Raw genomic sequence first — 17800 nt, forward strand, 5'->3', positions numbered from 1 at the left:
AGGGGACGATGAAACTGAAACGGTTGATTTTTCTGGCGGTGGTGCCGCTGATCGCAGCGATGGGTCCAAGGCCCGAGGGCGAGGCCGACGGCCATCGCCCGTATGTCCGCGGCGAAGTGCCCGCCGCGCGCAACGAAGGCACGGCCGCGCCGGCCGGCACGGCGGCGCACGAGCTGACCGTGCTGCCGGCGGCCGAGGCCGATCCGGCGGAATTCCTGTGGCAAGCCCGGCCGGTGGTGGTCTTTGCCGACACCGCCGCCGATCCCGCCTTCGTCGAGCAGCTGGCGGCGCTGCAGCGCGACCCGGCGCCGCTGATCGCGCGCGACGTGGTGGTGGTGACCGATACCGACCCGGCGGCGGCCAGCCTCTGGCGCCGGCGATTGCGTCCCGAGGGATTCTCGCTGGTGCTGATGGACAAGGACGGCCAGGTCAAGCAGCGCAAGCCCGTGCCCTGGTCGGTGCGCGAGATCACCCGCGCCATCGACAAGTTCCCGCTGCGCCTGCAGGAGATCGGCCGGGCCGGGCTGCCGTGACGCAAGGTTGCGAAAATCGCAGCGATTCCGTTGCGGGACGGCCGTTCAGGCATTATCTTGGGGGCAGGGCAGCACGGATGCCCGATGACAAGGAGATGCCCGATGGCCAAATCGCCCTTGCTGCGCGCGACGGAAGAACCCGCCCCGGCGACGGTGTCCGGCCAGCCCAAGCCGGGTCCGGCCACGGCTTCGCTGGCCGAACGGCTGGCCCGTGCCCGCACCGCCAATGAGATGGCCATCATCGTCGGTCTGAAACCCATCAAAGGCCGCTCCGGTCCGAAGATCGCTTACTGAGACGGTCGCGCAGGTCCGCCAGTTCGCCCGGCAGGGCGGCGGCGATGCGCCGGGCGCCCGCCTGTTCTTCCTGCTCCAGCAATTCCTGAACCGCACGTTCGCCGCCGAAGATGCTGGCCATCAAAAGCCGCATCGCCTCGTGTCCGGTTTCGCGCGCCGCCTCGGTCAGTCCCAGGTAATCCCCGAACATCTCGACCGCCCGGGCCGCGTCCTTCCTGGCCTGATTGCGGATCGCCTCGGCAAAGGCCGCCATCACCGAAAGCTGCCGGTAATAGGTCACCACCGGGTCGATGACCGAGGCCGGAAGGATATGCACCTCGTCGATGATGGCGGCGAAGATCCGGTCGTTGGCCTGGGTCGGGATCACCGGCACCCGGCCGCTGTCCCGCAGGCTGTCCAGCAGCCGCCGCGCCTCGTCCTCGTCCAGCCGCTGCGCTTCCAGCGCCACGACATGGGCGCGGATCTCGGCCAGCAGCGCACGCTGCACATCGCCGACCCGCTCGGCGCGCTGCTTGGCGTCACGCCGGCGGTTCTGCAAAGCGACGACCCACCAGCCCGCGGCAATGAACAGCCCGGCGATCACCGCCTGCTGCGCATGAGGGCTGAGATAGTCGTCGAAAACCGGCATGATCCCCGATCCTTGTGCCGGGCGCGCGGATGCGCCCGGCGGTTTCCCGTCACTCGAATTCGATGATCACGTCATCGACCTTGAGGCTTTCGCCCGGCTGGGCGTTGACGGATTTCACCACCGCCTTCTTCTCGGCGCGCAGGATGTTCTCCATCTTCATCGCCTCGACCGTGGCCAGCGCCTGGCCCTCCTGCACCTCGTCACCGGCCGCGACATTGATCCGCACGACCAGGCCCGGCATCGGGCAGAGCAGGAATTTCGAGGTGTCCGGCGGCAGTTTCTCGGGCATCAGCCGCGCCAGTTCGGCGGCGCGCGGACGGCGCACATAGGTTTTCAGGTCCGCGCCGCGCACCCGCAGCCGGAAGCCCGAGGGCAGCCGGTCCACCTTCATCACCAGCGGTTCGCCGTCGACCGACAGCCGCGCCAGGGACTGGCCGGGCAGCCAGTCGCTTTCGACGCGCAGCCTGCGCCCGTCGATTTCCACCGTCGAACCCTGACGGTCGGCGGTGATGCGCACCGGAATCTCCTTGCCGGCGACGAAGACGACCCAATGCTCGCCGACATGCCGCTCGTGGTTGTCGAGCCGGCCCGAGATGCGGGCGCGCCGGATCTCGGCCACGCGATGCATGGCCGCAGCCGAGGCGGCGACGCGGGTGATCTCGGCCTCGGGCAGGGTCGCACCCAGGAAGCCCTCGGGATATTCCTCGGCGATGAAGGCGGTCGAGATGTCTCCCGAGACGAATTTGGGATGGTCCATCACCGCCGACAGGAAGGGCAGGTTGTGGCCGATGCCCTCGACCTCGAACTCGTCCAGCGCCAAGCGCATCTGCTCGATGGCCTCGGCCCGGTTCGGCGCCCAGGTGCAGAGCTTGGCGATCATCGGGTCGTAATACATGCTGATCTCGCCGCCCTCGTAGACGCCGGTATCGTTGCGCACCCCGGCGGCGGCGACCGGCGGATGGTCGCCGGGATGGGCGGGCACCCATTTGTCGGCCGCCTGCAGCGGGCCGGCGGCGGTCTCGGCCGGCGGGCGATAGCGGGTCAGCCGGCCGATCGAGGGCAGGAAGTTGCGATAGGGGTCTTCGGCGTAAAGCCGGCTCTCGATGGCCCAGCCGTTGATCTTCAGATCCGCCTGGGTAAAGGGCAGGGGCTCGCCGGCGGCGACGCGGATCATCTGCTCGACCAGGTCGATGCCGGTGATGAGTTCGGTCACCGGATGCTCGACCTGCAGGCGGGTGTTCATCTCCAGGAAATAGAAGTTCTTCTGCGCGTCGACGATGAATTCCACCGTGCCGGCCGAGGTATAGCCCACCGCCTTGGCCAAGGCGCAGGCCTGCTCGCCCATGGCCTTGCGGGTCGCCTCGTCGAGGAAGGGCGAGGGGGCTTCCTCGATCACCTTCTGGTTGCGGCGCTGGATCGAGCATTCGCGCTCGTGCAGATAGACGCAGTTGCCGTGCTTGTCGGCCAGCACCTGGATCTCGATATGCCGGGGCTGGGTCACGAATTTCTCGATGAAGATGCGGTCGTCGCCGAAGCTGTTCGCCGCCTCGTTCTTCGAGGATTCGAAACCCTCGCGGGCTTCCTGCTCGTTCCAGGCGATGCGCATGCCCTTGCCGCCGCCGCCGGCGCTGGCCTTGATCATCACCGGATAGCCGATCTCGCCCGAGATCTTCACCGCCTCCTCGGCATCGGCGATCAGGCCCATATAGCCCGGCACCGTGCTGACCCCGGCTTCCTGCGCCAGTTTCTTCGAGGTGATCTTGTCGCCCATCGCCTCGATGGCGGGCGAGGGCGGGCCGACGAAGGTGACGCCCTCCTTCTCCAGCGCCTCGGCGAATTTCATGTTCTCGGACAGGAAACCATAGCCGGGATGCACCGCCTCGGCGCCGGTCTGGCGGATCGCCTCCATGATCTTGTCGATCACGATATAGGACTGGTTCGCGGGCGGCGGGCCGATATGGATGGCCTCGTCCGCCATCTTGACATGCAGCGCGTTGCGATCGGCGTCGGAATAGACGGCGACGGTCTGGAGGCCCATCTTTTTCGCGGTCTTGATGACCCGGCAGGCGATCTCGCCCCGGTTGGCGATCAGGATTTTCTTGAACATGCTTCTTTCCCTTGGGGCAGATCCCGGACGTGAAAAAGCCGCCCCGGCGCAATGCCGGGACGGCTTGAAAAGTGGATTGAGCCGTCGCCGCGCGGCTTAGTAGCGGCGGGTTGGCTCGCAAAGGCGGACGTCGTCGCAAAGCGCGCCGGCGGCAGCGCCGATGGCCGCGCCTTTGGCGACGTTATGGCCGCCGACATAGGCAGCGGTCGCACCGACGCCGGCGCCGATGAGGCCGCGGTCCATGTCGGTCGGGTTGATGCCTTGGGTGCAGCCGGCCAGGCCGAACAGGCCAAGGCCAAGCGCAAGAACGAGTTTCTTGGACATCTCGTTTGCTCCGGGATGCGGGCCGCGGCGCGGGGCGCGTGCCCCGGGCCGGCAGCCCTGTTGCGATTAGTAGCGCTGCTGGCAGACGCCGGCGTCGTCGCAGAGCGCGCCGCCAGCCGCACCGATGAGCGCGCCGGTCCCCACGTCACCGTCGATGATCTTGGCGACCGCAGCCCCGGCCAGGGCGCCACCCGCCGCGCGCTGCGCATCGGGCGAGATGCCGCCGCCATAGCCCTGGTCGCAGGCCGCAAGGCCGGCGACCATAAGCGCCACGCCGGAGAGTCGGAGGATGACGGATTTTTGCATAGCTCTGTGCCTGTATTATGGACCCGCTTCCGGGCCGTGGATGATAGAGGTGCAGATAATATTGCACGCACCATGCCCCGAAGAAACTGACAACGGTGTGAAAAGACAAGACTACGCGGCATTCCGCCCATCGCTCCGCAGGCCATCAATCCTCGGCCTCCTCGTCCCAGTCCTCGTCGTCCCAGCCGGCTTCGTCCCAGTCGAATTCGGGCGGTTCCTCGGCGAAAAGCTCGGGGAATCCGGCCTCGGCGCGCTTCATGTCGACGCGCAGCAACTGTTCGTAATCGGTGGGAACCAGCTTGCCGACCGCGACCACCTCGCGGCCCAGCAGCCAGGACAGGCGCCCGGCATCCAGATTGCCGCGCGGAAACGGTTCCTCGCCGAAATGCGCGATCAGCGCCGCCAGGAAGGCCATGTCGGCACGGCGGTCGGCCGGCTTGCGGTCGCGGAACCGCTCGCGGCGGATCAGCGGCGTGGCGCCCTTCTTGTTGGCGCGACGGATGGTGAATTGGAAATCGGTGCCGGGAAGGCGGCCCGGAAAGCCGCGATGCTTCAGCATGTCATGCCCCCTTGAAAAGATGCACCGCGGCGCGGGGGCAGGGCGGCGCGCGGTTGGCGCGGGCCGCCTGGCAGCCCGCGCGCGGCAATCGGCTTAGTTGGCGCCGTATTTGCCCTGGAACACGGGCTCGGGCTGGACGACCGGGGCCGGAACCACTTCGGGCTCTTTCTTGGCGCAAGCCGCGGCGAGGCCGACGAGGACGAGGGCCAGAACAAATTTCTTCGACATGGGGTCGTGCTCCTGTATGGCGGGACGGTTCTGTCCCGACTGCTCGGTTGAGATTCGGCCGCAGCAAGACACGGCCGCGGCGGCATGATAGCCAGCGCCGTCAGGGGCCGACAGCCGCGCGGCAAGGCCGGGACCGAGCCTGCCGGGGTCTGTGGCAGGCTTGCATCAGGAGGTTCGGGCCGGATCGCGCGCATCACCACGGCTCCCATTCGCAGGCATCGCGGTCGGGCGGCAGGCGGAAGGCCTCGAAAAGCTGGATCGCCTCGGGGTCGTAGGCGCCGAAGGCCAGCTTGCGATCCGCCAGGCTGATGATGATCTGGCTGGGACGCGGCGCGGGACTGGCGATCCGGGGCAGCACCCAGTGCTCGCACAGCCAGACGATGTCGTCATGCACCGGATCCTGGGCCAGCACGTCCGGGGCGGCCGGCAGCACCGGCTGGTCGATCAGGGCGTCGGCGGCTTCCTCGGCGGCATCCGCCTCGACCGGCTGGTCGTCCGGCAGCGCCGGGTCGATCAGCCCTGCCTCGGGCTCCGCGGCCGCCGGCGCGCCCACGACCTCGCCGGTTTCGGTGTCGATGTCGATCGGCGGACGCCCGGCCTCATCCTCGCCCGACCCGGCGGCATCGAAATCCGAGGCCGGGCCGCTGGTCGCCGGCACCCGGCCGGCCAGGTCGGGCATGACGAAGCGAAAGCGATAGGTCAGGCCCTGGCCGGCGGAATTGTCGTGCCGGGTCTCCTGCCAGAGGACGGTCGCGCCCGAGGGAAGCGCGATCTCGGCCGGCTCGCCGGCAGCCGGCGTCACCCCGGCGACAAGGGCCGGACATGACAGCGCAAGGCCGAACACGGCGAGTCTCGACATCGTTCCCCCCTTTGGTCCGCTGCGGGTTACAGCGGGATGTTGTCGTGCTTCTTCCAGGGATTCGACAGTTTCTTGCCCCGGAGCGAGGCGAAGGCGCGCGCCACGCGGCGGCGGGTCGAATGCGGCTGGATCACCTCGTCGATGAAGCCCTTTTCGGCGGCGACGAAGGGGTTCGCAAAGCGGTCCTCGTAATCCTTGGTCCGGCCGGCGATCTTCTCGGCATCGCCCAGCTCGCTGCGATACAGGATCTCGACCGCACCCTTGGCGCCCATCACCGCGATCTCGGCGGTGGGCCAGGCATAGTTGAAATCGCCGCGCAGGTGCTTGGAGGCCATGACGTCATAGGCGCCGCCATAGGCTTTGCGGGTGATGACGGTGACCTTGGGCACGGTGGCCTCGCCATAGGCAAAGAGCAGCTTCGCGCCGTGCTTGATGACGCCGCCATATTCCTGGCCGGTGCCCGGCAGGAAGCCCGGCACGTCGACGAAGGTCAGGATCGGGATCTCGAAAGCGTCGCAGAAGCGCACGAAGCGGGCCGCCTTGCGGCTCGAGTCGATGTCGAGGCAACCGGCCAGCACCATCGGCTGGTTGGCGACCACGCCCACGGTCTGGCCCTCGATGCGGATGAAGCCGGTGATGATATTGGCGGCGAAATCCTTCTGGATCTCGTAGAAATCGCCCTCGTCCGAGACCTTCAGGATCAGCTCTTTCATGTCGTAGGGCTGGTTCGGGTTGTCGGGGATCAGCGTGTCCAGGCTTGATTCCACGCGGGCCGGATCGTCGAAGAACGGCCGGGTCGGGGCCTTCTCGCGGTTGTTCAGCGGCAGGAAATCCACCAGCCGGCGGATCTCCGACATGGCCTCGACATCGTTCTCGAAAGCGCCGTCGGCGACCGAGGACTTCTTGGTATGGGTCGAGGCACCGCCGAGCTGTTCCGCCGTCACCACCTCGTTCGTCACCGTCTTGACGACGTCCGGGCCGGTCACGAACATGTAGGACGTGTCCTTGACCATGAAGATGAAGTCGGTCATCGCCGGGCTATAGACCGCGCCGCCGGCGCAGGGCCCCATGATGACACTGATCTGCGGCACCACGCCCGAGGCCATGACGTTGCGCTGGAACACGTCCGCATAGCCGGCCAGCGAGGCGACGCCTTCCTGGATCCGCGCGCCGCCGGAATCGTTCAGCCCGATCACCGGGGCGCCATTCTGCACCGCCATGTCCATGATCTTGCAGATCTTCTGCGCATGGGTCTCGGACAGCGAGCCGCCGAAGACGGTGAAGTCCTGCGAAAACACATAGACCATGCGGCCGTTGATCGTGCCCCAGCCGGTGACGACACCGTCGCCATAGGGGCGGTCCTCCTCCATGCCGAAATCGGTCGAGCGGTGGCGGACGAACATGTCGAACTCCTCGAACGACCCCTCGTCCAGCAGCAGCTCGAGCCGCTCGCGCGCGGTCAGCTTGCCACGGGCGTGCTGGGCGTCGATGCGCCGCTGTCCGCCGCCCAGCCGCGCATCGCGGCGGCGCGATTCCAGTTCGCCGAGGATGTCCTTCATGAGCCGTCTCCCTTGGGGTTTGCGGCAAACTATCGGCTTGCCGTCCGGGCGGGAAGCGGAAAGGCGAATATTTGCAAACTATGCTAGATCATCGCGCTGCAAATAGCAAAATAGGCAATGCCGTTTTGCGGTTATCGCCGGTCTCGGGCGCCTATGGCCACAGGCCGGGCGGCGCCCAGAGGGACGGTCGAGGAACTGCCGGCCCGGCGGATCGAGGCCGCGGATCGACGCGGCAAGCCGGCCGGTCGAGACCGGGCGAGCCTGAGGCCGCTTGCGAGCCGAATGCGCGACGGGTGGCGATGGGAGGGGTGATGTAAGGGCAGGGGCCCATGAGATAGGCAAATCTACGAATATCGCCCGGCGGTTTCCGATCCTATCCTTCGGACATATTGGTACCAAGGCATTTGATTCTCCGCTGCGGGCGGACTAACCCACCATCCCGCAGGCCCCAATCCGACCCCGCTCCATCCCGGAGCGGGGTTTTCGTTGGAAACGGTGCAGGATGCCCAGAAAGGGCAATGCACTGGCGGCCGTGGTTCGGCCAGCATCGCTGGCCGCTCTCGGCTGCCGCGCGGCAGCCACACACCGCGCGGGGCTCAATTCACGCCTGGCAGCACAAGAAGCCGCCCGCCCGTCACCCGCATTTCGAATGACCGCAGGACGGGCAGGTCATGCAGCCTTCGATCATGCGCATGCCATATTGGCCGCAGGCCGGGCAGGCCGGGCCGCGCGGGCGCTCGCCCACCGCCATGACCTCGGCCTGGGGATCGGATTTCAGGCCCATGCCCTCGCCGGCCAAAAAGCCGGTGGCGACCATGTGACGCTCGATCACCCCGCCGATGGCGGCGAGGATCGAGGGCACATAGCGCCCCTCGATCCAGGCGCCGCCGCGCGGATCGAACACCGCCTTCAACTCCTCGACCACAAAAGACACGTCGCCGCCGCGCCGGAACACCGCCGAGATCATCCGGGTCAGCGCCACGGTCCAGGCAAAATGCTCCATGTTCTTCGAGTTGATGAACACCTCGAACGGCCGGCGGTGGCCGCCCTGCACGATGTCGTTGATGGTGATGTAGATCGCGTGCTCGCTGCCGGGGAATTTCAGCTTGTAGGTCGCGCCCTCCAGCGCCGCCGGGCGGTCCAGCGGCTCGGTCAGGTAGACCACGTCGGCGCCCTTGTCGGCCTGCGGCGCCTCCTCGGCCTTTTCGCTGACCGACAGGACCGAGCCGGTCACGTCATTCGGGCGATAGGTGGTGCAGCCCTTGCAGCCCTTGTCCCAGGCGGCCAGGTAGACATCCTTGAAATCCTCGAAGGAAATGTCCTCGGGACAGTTGATGGTCTTCGAGATCGAACTGTCCACCCAGTCCTGCGCCGCCGCCTGCATGGCGACGTGATCCAGCGGCGCCAGGGTCTGGGCGTTGACGAAATAGTCGGGCAGGGGCGCATCGCCATGAAGGTCGCGCCACATCTGCACGGCGTAATCCACCACCTCTTCCTCGGTGCGCGAGCCGTCCTTCTGCAGCACCTTGCGGGTATAGGCATAGGCGAAGACCGGCTCGATGCCCGAGCTGACATTGCCGGCGTAAAGGCTGATCGTGCCGGTCGGCGCGATCGAGGTCAGCAGCGCGTTGCGGATGCCGTGCTGCTCGACCGCCGCGCGCAGATCCGCGTCCATGTGCTGCATGAAGCCCGAGGCCAGGTATTTCTTTGCATCGAACAGCGGGAAGGCGCCCTTTTCGCGGGCCAGATCGACCGAGGCCAGATAGGCCGAGCGCGCGATGGCCTTCATCCAGACCCGCGTCTGCTCGACCGCGTCGGCAGCGCCATAGCGCAGGCCCAGCATCAGCAGCGCATCGGCCAGCCCGGTGACCCCCAGCCCGATGCGGCGCTTGGCCTGCGCCTCGGCCGCCTGCTGCGGCAGCGGGAATTGCGAGGCATCGACGACATTGTCCATCATCCGCACCGCGGTGCGGACCAGCTCGTCCAGCGCCTCGGGGTTCAGCCGGGCCTGGGCCGTGAAGGGCGCCTCGACCAGCCGGGCCAGGTTGACCGAGCCGAGCAGGCAGGCGCCATAGGGCGGCAGGGGCTGTTCGCCGCAGGGATTGGTCGCGGCGATGGTCTCGGCATAGTTCAGGTTGTTCTGCTGGTTGATGCGGTCGATGAAGATCACGCCCGGCTCGGCATAGTCATAGGTCGCGCGCATGATGCGGTTCCACAGGTCGCGGGCCTGGACCGTGTGATAGACCTTGCCGTCGAATTGCAGATCCCATGCGGCATCCGCCTTGACCGCCTGCATGAAGGCATCGGTGACCAGCACCGACAGGTTGAACATGCGCAGCCGGGCGCTGTCCTGCTTGGCCTCGATGAAGGCCTCGATATCGGGATGGTCGCAGCGCATCGTCGCCATCATCGCGCCGCGGCGCGAGCCCGCCGACATGATGGTGCGGCACATGGCGTCCCAGACATCCATGAACGACAGCGGCCCCGAGGCATCGGCGGCCACGCCCTTCACCTCGGCGCCGCGCGGGCGGATGGTGCTGAAGTCATAGCCGATGCCGCCGCCCTGCTGCATGGTCAGCGCGGCCTCTTTCAGCATGTCGAAGATGCCGGCCATGCTGTCGGGAATGGTGCCCATGACGAAGCAGTTGAACAGCGTCACCTCGCGCCCGGTGCCGGCCCCGGCCAGGATACGGCCGGCGGGCAGGAACTTGAAATCCTCGAGCGCGGCATAGAAGCGGTCCTCCCACAGCGCCGGCTCCTTCTCGACGCGGGCCAGATCGCGGGCGACGCGGCGCCAGCTGTCCTCGACCGACAGGTCGATCGGCTGCCCCTCGGCGTTCTTGAGCCGATACTTCATGTCCCAGATCTGCTCGGCGATAGGGGCGGAGAATCGGCTCATGGCGGGTGTCCTTGGCTGGGGGCGGAATCGGGGCGAGCGGGTCTTATACAGCCGCGCCCGCCCGGTTGGAGTCGGAAAAACATGAGAGATAGGAATATAGGCGAAACCGGCGCCGATTTCCAGATCTTGAGGATCCCGGGGCGGTCAGCGCAACCTGTGGGGGCAACCTATTGGGCCTGACCGCCGGTCAGCTCGTCGATGACGTTCTGCCACAGGCTGGCCGGCTGGGCGCCGGTGACGACATGGCCGTCGGCGACGATGAAGGTCGGGACCGAGTTGATGCCGCGCTGCCGGGCATGCAGCTCGCGGCTGGCGACCTGGTCGCGATCCTCGGCCGTGGCGAGCAGGCGGCGGATCATCGCGCCCTGCATGCCGGCCTTTTCGCCGATCTCGACCAGCACGTCGGGGTTCGAGATGTTCCGGCCCTCGCGCCAATGCGCCCGCATCAGGCCGGACATGACCGGGGTCTGCACGCCCTCCAGCCCGGCCCAGTAGAGCAAGCGGTGGGCGTCAAGCGTGTTCGGCATCCGCTCGATCAATGAGGGGTTGATCCACAGGCCCTGCCGCTCGCTGGCCTCCATCACCGGCTTCATGGCGGCGATGATGCCCTTCTCGTCGGTGAATTTCATCTTCATATAGGCGACGTAATCCATCCCGGCCTGCGGCATCTGCGGATCCAGGCGGAAGGGTTGCCAGGTGATGGCGAAAGGGTGGCCGGGGCGGCTTTCCAGCGCCCGGTCCAGCTCGGCCTTGCCGATCAGGCACCAGGGGCAGACCGGGTCGGCAAAGATGTCGAGGCGGACTTGGCCGGGCAGCGGTTCGGTCATGATTGGTCCTTGCGATGGGCGTCGCGCAGGGCGCGGCGGTTGATCTTGCCCGTCGGCGTACGGGGCAGGGCGGACAGGCGGATGTATTCGCGCGGCTGCTTGTAGCGCGCCAGCCGCGCCTCGGCCTGTTGCCGCATCGTCTCGGCCGTGGCGGTGCCGGTCCAGAAGGCGGCGATGATGCTGGAACCGGGGCCGACCGGAAGTTCGGCGGCCGCGACATCGCCGGCATCGGGCAGGGTGGAAAGCGCGTCCTCGACCTCGCCCGGCGCGACGCGGAAGCCGCCGGCATTCATCATGTCGTCGGCGCGGCCCAGAGTGCGGATCGCGCCCTCGGGCGTGACCTCGGCCAGGTCGCCGGTCAGGAACCACTCGTCCCGGAAACGCGCGACGGTTTCCCCCGGCTGGTCGAGATAGCCGAGGAACAGGCCGGGATCCGAGCGGTGCACGGCCAGGATGCCGGGGCCCTGGCCCGGTGCGCCGCCATCGTCGAGGATGGCGATGCGGCGGCCGGGCTGCGGGAAGCCCGCGGTGCCCTCGGGCGCCGGCCGGGCGGGGCTGCCGGACAGGAAGGTCGAACATTCCGACATGCCCATGGCCTCGTGCAGGTCGGTGCCGGTGCGCGCCTGCCAGTCGCGGCGCAGGCCGGGATCGAGCCTTTCGCCGGCGGCGAGGCCATGGCGCAGCCCGGCCCAGGGCTGCCAGTCGGCGCGCAGCATGCGACGGAAGACGCCGGGCGCGGCGGCAAGGATGGTGGCGCCGTGGCGGCTGGCGATCAGCGGGATCTGCTCGGGCGCCACCCCCTCGGCCGGGATCAGCGCCGTGGCGCCGAGGGTCCAGGGGTCCATGAGCCCGGTGCCGAGCGTGAAGGTCCAGTTGAAGGCGCCGGCATGCAGCAGCCGGTCCTGCGCGGTCAGCCCATACCAGCCGTCGAACATCATCCCGCGGGCCAGGATGGCGCGATGCGCGTGGCAGACGGCGCGCGGCTGTCCGGAGGTGCCCGAGGTGAAGACGATATAGGCCAGGTCGTCGGGATCCCGTTGCGCGAAGCCGGCCGGCGGCAGGGTGGCGAAATCGGCGAGCCGGGCGGCGGACAGCACCGGGGCGGGGTGCTCGGGCAGGGCGATGCCCTGATCGGCGACGATCATCGCCGGGCGGATGGCGGCGGCGATCCTGCCGATCTCGGGCGCGGTCAGCATCGGCGATGTCGGGACCGGCACGATGCCGGCGGCGATGGCGCCGAGATAAGTCACCGGGAAGCCGGGATTGTTGCCCAGCCGCATCAGCAGCCGGTCGCCGGGCCCAAGGCCGGATCGCAGCAGGCCGGTGGCGGTGCCCAGCACCGCCTGGCGCAGCCGGGCGTGCGACCAGCGATCGGCGCGGCCAAGGCCGAGCACCGACATGGCCAGCTTGTCGGGCACCGCCAGCCCCGCCTGCAGCACATGTTCGGCCAGATTCATTCCGTCGCCTCCGCCCGGTCCAGGGTTTCGGGATAGAGGCTTGCGGCGCGGGTGGGAAGGGGGCTTTGCCCCCGTCGCTGCGCGACTCCCCCAGGGTATCGGCGCAACGAAGACGCAGTCGTCCCAATGAAAACGGCCGGCGCCTTGCGGCCCGGCCGGTTCCGAAATTCCGGGTGCCGCCGAATCAGAGCAGCTTCAGATCCGAAGCCGAGCTGCGGCCGTCGCGGCCGGATTGCAATTCGTAGGCGATCTTCTGGTTGTCGTTCAGGCCAGTCAGGCCGGCGCGCTCGACCGCCGAGATGTGGACGAACACGTCCTTGCCGCCGTCATCGGGTGCGATGAAGCCATAGCCTTTGGTGGCGTTGAACCATTTTACGGTGCCGGTAGCCATTTTACCGTCTCTCCTTCAAGTCTCCCGGGGCGAGATTGCGCCCGGGCCGTGCAGCCCTTTCCCGTCAAGTCCGGCTGCCCCGTGAAGGGAGGCGGTAGAAAGTCGTGCTCACGCGGACGAGAGGATGAACGATTCGCGAAAAAACGCAAGCAATAATGCACCGCGCAAATTGACCCCCGGTCAGCTCGCGCAGTGTCATGGGCAACTTCTTGCTGATCTGCGTCGTCAGCGCAGATCGGGCGGCGTGGCCTCGGCGACAAGGGCCTGGATGGCCTGATCCAGCCCCAGGCTTTCGCTGCCCTGCCGGTCGAGGCGGCGCACCGAGACGCTGCGCTCCTCGACCTCCTTCAGACCCACGGCCATGATGACCGGCACCTTGCCGACCGAATGCTCGCGGACCTTGTAGTTGATCTTTTCGTTGCGGGTATCGGCCTCGGCCCGCAGCCCGGCTTCGCGCAGCGCGGCCACCACCCGATGCACGTAATCGTCGGCGCCCGAGACGATCGAGGCGACCACGACCTGGCGCGGCGCCAACCAGAGCGGCAGCTTGCCAGAATAGTTCTCGATCAGGATGCCGATGAAGCGCTCGAAACTGCCGAGCACGGCGCGGTGCAGCATGACCGGCATGTGCTTGGCCCCGTCCTCGCCGACATATTCCGCCTCGAGCCGCTGCGGCAGGTTGAAGTCGCATTGGAAGGTGCCGCATTGCCATTCGCGGCCGATGGCGTCGGTCAGCTTGAAGTCGAGCTTCGGGCCATAGAAGGCGCCGTCGCCGGGATTGACCTCATAGGGCAGGCCCAGATGCTCGATGGCGCCTTTCAGCGCCGCCTCGGCCTTGTCCCAGATCTCGTCCGAGCCGACGCGCACCTCGGGGCGGGTCGAGAGCTTGATGTCGAATTTCTCGAAGCCGAGATCCTTGTAGACCGAGGACAAGAGCCCGATGAAGCCGGCGCATTCCGCCTCGATCTGGTTCTCGGTGCAGAAGATATGCGCGTCGTCCTGGACGAAGCCGCGCACCCGCATCAGCCCGTGCATCGCGCCCGAGGGCTCGTAGCGATGGCAGGAACCGAATTCGGCCAGCCGCAGCGGCAGATCGCGATAGGATTTGAGGCCCTGATTATAGACCTGGACATGGCAGGGGCAATTCATCGGCTTCAGCGCGTTGACGCGCTTTTCCTTGGCGCCTTCCTCGTCCACCTCTACGATGAACATGTTCTCGCGATAGGCTTCCCAGTGCCCCGACTTCTCCCACAGGATCCGGTCGACGACCTGCGGGGTCTTGATTTCCTTGTAATCGGCGCGGATCAGCCGGCGGCGCATATAGGCTTCCAGCTCGCGATAGATCGACCAGCCGTTCGGGTGCCAGAACACCATGCCCGGCGCTTCCTCCTGGAAATGGAACAGCTCCATTTCGCGGCCGAGCTTGCGGTGGTCGCGTTTCGCGGCCTCCTCCAGCATGGTCAGATGCGCCTTGAGGTCGTCGCGGTTCCTGAAAGCCACGCCGTAGATGCGCTGCAGCATCGGCCGCGAGGCGTCGCCCAGCCAATAGGCGCCGGCGACATGCGTCAGCTTGAAGGCGTCGGCCGGCACCTGGCCGGTATGCTGCAGATGCGGGCCGCGGCAGAGATCCTGCCAGTCGCCGTGCCAATACATCCGCAGATCCTCGCCCTCGGGGATGCGGTTCACCAGCTCGACCTTGAAGGGCTCGCCGCGGTCCTCGTAATAGGCCAGCGCGCGGGCGCGGTCCCAGAGCTCGGTGCGGACCGGATCGCGGGCGGCGATGATCTGCTTCATCCGCGCCTCGATGGCGCCCAGATCCTCGGGGGTGAAGGGCTCGGCGCGGTCGAAATCGTAGAACCAGCCGTAATCGCGCACCGGGCCGATGGTGACCTTGACGTCCGGCCACAGCTCCTGCACGGCGCGGGCCATGATATGGGCGAGGTCGTGGCGGATCAGCTCCAGCGCCGGTTCGCTGTCCTTCATGGTGTTGATGGCGATCTTGCCGCTGGCCGTGATCGGCCATTGCAGGTCGATATGCCGGCCATCGAGGCTGGCCGAGATGGCATTTTTCGCGAGGCTGGGGGCGATGGAGGCCGCGACCTCGGCCGCCGTGACCCCGGCGGGATAGGCGCGCGCATTGCCATCGGGAAAAGTCAGGGAGATCTGGGACATGGAGTCCTCCTCGTCGGTTTGGCGCCCACGGAACGCCCGGTTGCGGGTATGTCGGGCGGGTGTGGCGCGATTGCCGGGCGTTGTCAATGCGGCTAGGGATGCGGGGGGGCTTTGCGCCCCCGTCGCGTTCCGCGACTCCCCCGCAGGGTATTTGGGAAACGGAGAAATGACGCAGTTTCTGGACGGGCCGCAGGGGCGGCGCATCGCCTATAACCGGATCGAGGGCCGGGGGCCCGGCGTGGTGTTCCTGGGCGGGTTCCGCTCGGACATGCAGGGCACCAAGGCGCTGTGGCTGGATGATTGGGCGCGGACGCAGGGCCGGGCCTTCCTGCGCTTCGACTATTCGGGGCATGGCGAATCCCCGGGCGCCTTCGAGGAGGGTTGCGTCGGCGACTGGCTGGCCGATGCCATGGCCGCGATCCGCGGGCTGACCGAGGGGCGGCAGGTGCTGGTCGGTTCCTCGATGGGCGGCTGGATCGGCCTGCTGCTGGCACGGACCATGCCCGAGCGGCTGGCCGGGCTGGTCACCGTGGCGGCGGCGCCGGATTTCACCGAGCGCGGTTATTGGGCCGGGTTCTCGGATGCCGAGCGCGCGGCGCTGCTGGAGCGCGGCCGGGTCGAGCAGCCGAGCGATTATGGCGATCCCTATGTCATCACCCGCCGGCTGATCGAGGACGGGCGCGGGCATCTGGTGCTGGACCAGCCGCTGCCGCTGCCCTTCCCGGCACGCTTCCTGCAGGGCACGGCGGATGCCGATGTGCCGATGTCCTGGGCGCTGGACCTGCTGGGCCATGCCGCGGGCGAAGACATGCGGCTGGCGCTGGTCAAGGGGGCCGATCACCGCTTTTCGACCCCCGATTGCCTGGCGCTGATCGGCGCGGCGGTCGAGGACGTGCTGGCACGGGCGACCTGAGGCGGACCGCCTCCGGTTGCCGGGCGATCAGACCGCGATCTTGGAATCCTGTTCCGAGAGGTTGATCGCGCCGCAATCGACCGGCGCCGCGCCGCCGCGGCGGCGCTTGCGATGCGGAGCCGAGGGAACCTGTTCGTCGATGAAGTCGAGCACCAGCGGGCGGATGTTCAGCCGCCAGCTCTTGCCGGCGAAGATGCCGTAATGGCCGGCGCCGGGTTCCAGGTGCTGGGTCTTGCGGCTTGCCGGCACGCCGGTGCACAGGTCCAGCGCCGCGACGCACTGGCCGGGGGCCGAGATGTCGTCATTGGCGCCCTCGACCGTCATGACCGCGACATTGCTGATCTTGCCCAGGTCCACCGGCTTGCCGTTCACGGCGAAGCGGTTCTGGGCGATCTCGCGTTCCTTGAAGATGCGCTCGACCGTCGAGAGGTAGAATTCGGCGGTCATGTCCATCACCGCCAGGTATTCGTCGTAGAAGGTGTTGTGCTTGTCGCCCTCGGAAGCCTGGCCGCGCGCCTCGGCGAAGACCTTGTCGAGGAAGGCCTTGGCATGGGTCTCGGCATTCATGGCGATGAAAGAGGAGAGCTGGGCGAGGCCGGGATAGACCATGCGCCCGGCGCCGCGATACTTGAAGCCGACCTGCTGGATCATCAGGTAGTCGAGCTCGCCCATGGTGATGCGGTTGCCGAAATCGGTGACCTCGGTGCGGGCGGCGTCGGGGTCGATCGGGCCGCCGATCAGGATCAGCGAGCGAGGCTGGGCCTTGGGATCTTCCTCGGCGAGCAGGGCGGTCGCGGCCAGCGCCAGCGGCGCCGGCTGGCAGACGGCGATCACGTTCACGTCCGGGCCGAGATGGCGGATGAAGTCGACCAGATACTGGGTGTAGTCCTCAATGTCGAACTTGCCGCAGCTGACCGGGATGTCACGGGCATTGTGCCAATCCGTCACATAGACTTCGCAATCGGGCAGCAGTGATGTCACCGTGGTGCGAAGGAGGGTGGCGTAATGGCCGGACATCGGGGCGACCAGCAGGATCTTGCGGGCCATCGGCTCGCGCCGGGCGACGCAGAAATGCACCAGGTCGCCGAAGGGCCGCTCGATCACCGGCTCGACATAGACGATATGGTCTTGACCGTCCTCGGAGACGATCGGCGGGATTTCCCAGTCCGGCTTGATCACCATGCGCGAGAAGCTGCGCTCGGTCACGCGGCCCCAGGCCGACATCAGCTTGAACAGCGGATTGGGGATCATCGCAAAGGCGGGATAGGAGGCGAGGGCGCGCGCGCTCGCCCCCATCCATTCGTTGGTGTTCCGGATCGTCTCCATCGCATCATAGGAGATGATGCCCCTCAGCCCTTTGTAAGTCGCCATCGTAACCAGATCTCCGTTGGGTTCGCCGGATTTGGCCTGGACGGAAGAGGTCACGGCTTTACCTGCGTTCTATGCTAGGCATAATGATTTTACGGTTAGGGGAGGATTGTCAATTATGGCAGGCAAGGACGAAAAGCCGGAGACCGGCGCCGGAGCGCAGGCGGCGGACAAACCGGGCAGGGGCCGCGGCGGCAGGGCGAAAGCCCGGACCGAGGCGAAAACGGCCGCTCCCGCCGGCGATTCGGTCCCCGCTGCCGCCGACAAGTCGGCCGCCGCGCCGGCCGCGAAATCCGCCGCGCCGCGCGGCCGGGCGGCCAAGCCCGTGAGCCCTGCGGCGGAACCGGCGAAGGGGTCGGCCGCAGCCGCCGGCCCG

Annotated in this window: 17 protein-coding genes and 1 pseudogene; 4 read left to right on the forward strand and 14 right to left on the reverse strand. The window is 67.5% G+C overall.

Annotation, left to right across the window (positions count from 1 at the left end; genetic code table 11):
- Positions 1–8: 8 nt before the first annotated feature.
- Both ACFOMP_RS16430 and ACFOMP_RS16435 read left to right on the forward strand, forming a co-directional pair.
- Entirely contained in the window at positions 9–533 is a 525-nt protein-coding gene (locus ACFOMP_RS16430; protein ID WP_379032484.1) for a DUF4174 domain-containing protein, read from the forward strand.
- Between the two features lie 102 nt (positions 534–635).
- A complete protein-coding gene (locus ACFOMP_RS16435; protein ID WP_289893608.1) occupies positions 636–827 on the forward strand; it encodes a hypothetical protein in 192 nt (63 codons plus the stop codon).
- Here the strand turns inward: ACFOMP_RS16435 and ACFOMP_RS16440 are convergent.
- The 13 genes from ACFOMP_RS16440 to thrS form a co-directional block, all read right to left on the reverse strand.
- Positions 793–1455 carry a hypothetical protein gene (locus ACFOMP_RS16440; protein WP_289893607.1) on the reverse strand — a complete coding sequence of 221 codons (663 nt, stop codon included), beginning with the start codon at positions 1453–1455 and terminating at the stop codon, positions 793–795. The genes ACFOMP_RS16435 and ACFOMP_RS16440 overlap by 35 nt on opposite strands.
- Positions 1456–1504: 49 nt before the next feature.
- On the reverse strand, positions 1505–3562 hold the full coding sequence (locus ACFOMP_RS16445; protein WP_379032488.1) for an ATP-binding protein: 2058 nt from the start codon (positions 3560–3562) through the stop codon (positions 1505–1507).
- 96 nt (positions 3563–3658) lie between these two features.
- Complete coding sequence (locus ACFOMP_RS16450; RefSeq protein WP_289893605.1) at positions 3659–3886, reverse strand: hypothetical protein; 228 nt, start codon at positions 3884–3886, stop codon at positions 3659–3661.
- Between the two features lie 66 nt (positions 3887–3952).
- Complete coding sequence (locus tag ACFOMP_RS16455; RefSeq protein ID WP_199258365.1) at positions 3953–4192, reverse strand: hypothetical protein; 240 nt, start codon at positions 4190–4192, stop codon at positions 3953–3955.
- A 145-nt stretch (positions 4193–4337) separates the two neighbouring features.
- Positions 4338–4751 (reverse strand): hypothetical protein, encoded by a 414-nt coding sequence (locus ACFOMP_RS16460; protein ID WP_289893604.1) that lies wholly within the window; start codon positions 4749–4751, stop codon positions 4338–4340.
- 93 nt (positions 4752–4844) lie between these two features.
- On the reverse strand, positions 4845–4979 hold the full coding sequence (locus ACFOMP_RS16465) for a hypothetical protein (RefSeq protein ID WP_379032493.1): 135 nt from the start codon (positions 4977–4979) through the stop codon (positions 4845–4847).
- 193 nt (positions 4980–5172) lie between these two features.
- Positions 5173–5838 carry a DUF6497 family protein gene (locus ACFOMP_RS16470; protein ID WP_379032496.1) on the reverse strand — a complete coding sequence of 222 codons (666 nt, stop codon included), beginning with the start codon at positions 5836–5838 and terminating at the stop codon, positions 5173–5175.
- A gap of 26 nt (positions 5839–5864) precedes the next feature.
- On the reverse strand, positions 5865–7397 hold the full coding sequence (locus ACFOMP_RS16475; RefSeq protein ID WP_379032498.1) for an acyl-CoA carboxylase subunit beta: 1533 nt from the start codon (positions 7395–7397) through the stop codon (positions 5865–5867).
- Between the two features lie 634 nt (positions 7398–8031).
- Complete coding sequence (locus tag ACFOMP_RS16480) at positions 8032–10296, reverse strand: adenosylcobalamin-dependent ribonucleoside-diphosphate reductase (RefSeq protein WP_289893582.1); 2265 nt, start codon at positions 10294–10296, stop codon at positions 8032–8034.
- A 167-nt stretch (positions 10297–10463) separates the two neighbouring features.
- The gene (locus tag ACFOMP_RS16485) at positions 10464–11123 is read right to left on the reverse strand and encodes a DsbA family oxidoreductase (RefSeq protein ID WP_379032501.1); all 660 of its coding nucleotides are present in this window, start codon (positions 11121–11123) and stop codon (positions 10464–10466) included.
- A complete protein-coding gene (locus ACFOMP_RS16490) occupies positions 11120–12580 on the reverse strand; it encodes a class I adenylate-forming enzyme family protein (RefSeq protein ID WP_379032504.1) in 1461 nt (486 codons plus the stop codon). The genes ACFOMP_RS16485 and ACFOMP_RS16490 overlap by 4 nt, the downstream gene beginning before the upstream one ends.
- A gap of 184 nt (positions 12581–12764) precedes the next feature.
- The gene (locus tag ACFOMP_RS16495; RefSeq protein ID WP_011747293.1) at positions 12765–12971 is read right to left on the reverse strand and encodes a cold-shock protein; all 207 of its coding nucleotides are present in this window, start codon (positions 12969–12971) and stop codon (positions 12765–12767) included.
- A 225-nt stretch (positions 12972–13196) separates the two neighbouring features.
- The gene (gene thrS, locus ACFOMP_RS16500) at positions 13197–15143 is read right to left on the reverse strand and encodes a threonine--tRNA ligase (protein ID WP_379032508.1); all 1947 of its coding nucleotides are present in this window, start codon (positions 15141–15143) and stop codon (positions 13197–13199) included.
- Positions 15144–15309: 166 nt separating this feature from the next.
- Between thrS and ACFOMP_RS16505 the strand changes: the two genes are divergently transcribed.
- Positions 15310–16056, forward strand: coding sequence for an alpha/beta hydrolase (locus ACFOMP_RS16505; RefSeq protein WP_379032511.1), 747 nt, complete (start codon positions 15310–15312; stop codon positions 16054–16056).
- A gap of 27 nt (positions 16057–16083) precedes the next feature.
- On the opposite strand, the gene phaZ is transcribed toward ACFOMP_RS16505, so the two are convergent.
- On the reverse strand, positions 16084–17427 hold the full coding sequence (gene phaZ, locus ACFOMP_RS16510; RefSeq protein WP_379032514.1) for a polyhydroxyalkanoate depolymerase: 1344 nt from the start codon (positions 17425–17427) through the stop codon (positions 16084–16086).
- Between the two features lie 115 nt (positions 17428–17542).
- Here phaZ and ACFOMP_RS16515 point away from each other — a divergent pair.
- A pseudogene (locus tag ACFOMP_RS16515) lies at positions 17543–17800 on the forward strand (class I poly(R)-hydroxyalkanoic acid synthase); the annotation flags it as partial.

This window comes from Paracoccus simplex (genome assembly GCF_042648325.1).
Classification (GTDB): Bacteria; Pseudomonadota; Alphaproteobacteria; order Rhodobacterales; family Rhodobacteraceae; genus Paracoccus; species Paracoccus simplex.

Bases quoted from the DNA above. Each gene is read 5' to 3' on its own strand.
- ACFOMP_RS16430 (WP_379032484.1), top strand. From the start codon at position 9: ATGAAACTGAAACGGTTGATTTTTCTGGCGGTGGTGCCGCTGATCGCA.
- ACFOMP_RS16435 (WP_289893608.1), top strand. From the start codon at position 636: ATGGCCAAATCGCCCTTGCTGCGCGCGACGGAAGAACCCGCCCCGGCG.
- ACFOMP_RS16440 (WP_289893607.1), bottom strand. From the start codon at position 1,455: ATGCCGGTTTTCGACGACTATCTCAGCCCTCATGCGCAGCAGGCGGTG.
- ACFOMP_RS16445 (WP_379032488.1), bottom strand. From the start codon at position 3,562: ATGTTCAAGAAAATCCTGATCGCCAACCGGGGCGAGATCGCCTGCCGG.
- ACFOMP_RS16450 (WP_289893605.1), bottom strand. From the start codon at position 3,886: ATGTCCAAGAAACTCGTTCTTGCGCTTGGCCTTGGCCTGTTCGGCCTG.
- ACFOMP_RS16455 (WP_199258365.1), bottom strand. From the start codon at position 4,192: ATGCAAAAATCCGTCATCCTCCGACTCTCCGGCGTGGCGCTTATGGTC.
- ACFOMP_RS16460 (WP_289893604.1), bottom strand. From the start codon at position 4,751: ATGCTGAAGCATCGCGGCTTTCCGGGCCGCCTTCCCGGCACCGATTTC.
- ACFOMP_RS16465 (WP_379032493.1), bottom strand. From the start codon at position 4,979: ATGTCGAAGAAATTTGTTCTGGCCCTCGTCCTCGTCGGCCTCGCCGCG.
- ACFOMP_RS16470 (WP_379032496.1), bottom strand. From the start codon at position 5,838: ATGTCGAGACTCGCCGTGTTCGGCCTTGCGCTGTCATGTCCGGCCCTT.
- ACFOMP_RS16475 (WP_379032498.1), bottom strand. From the start codon at position 7,397: ATGAAGGACATCCTCGGCGAACTGGAATCGCGCCGCCGCGATGCGCGG.
- ACFOMP_RS16480 (WP_289893582.1), bottom strand. From the start codon at position 10,296: ATGAGCCGATTCTCCGCCCCTATCGCCGAGCAGATCTGGGACATGAAG.
- ACFOMP_RS16485 (WP_379032501.1), bottom strand. From the start codon at position 11,123: ATGACCGAACCGCTGCCCGGCCAAGTCCGCCTCGACATCTTTGCCGAC.
- ACFOMP_RS16490 (WP_379032504.1), bottom strand. From the start codon at position 12,580: ATGAATCTGGCCGAACATGTGCTGCAGGCGGGGCTGGCGGTGCCCGAC.
- ACFOMP_RS16495 (WP_011747293.1), bottom strand. From the start codon at position 12,971: ATGGCTACCGGCACCGTAAAATGGTTCAACGCCACCAAAGGCTATGGC.
- thrS (WP_379032508.1), bottom strand. From the start codon at position 15,143: ATGTCCCAGATCTCCCTGACTTTTCCCGATGGCAATGCGCGCGCCTAT.
- ACFOMP_RS16505 (WP_379032511.1), top strand. From the start codon at position 15,310: ATGACGCAGTTTCTGGACGGGCCGCAGGGGCGGCGCATCGCCTATAAC.
- phaZ (WP_379032514.1), bottom strand. From the start codon at position 17,427: ATGGCGACTTACAAAGGGCTGAGGGGCATCATCTCCTATGATGCGATG.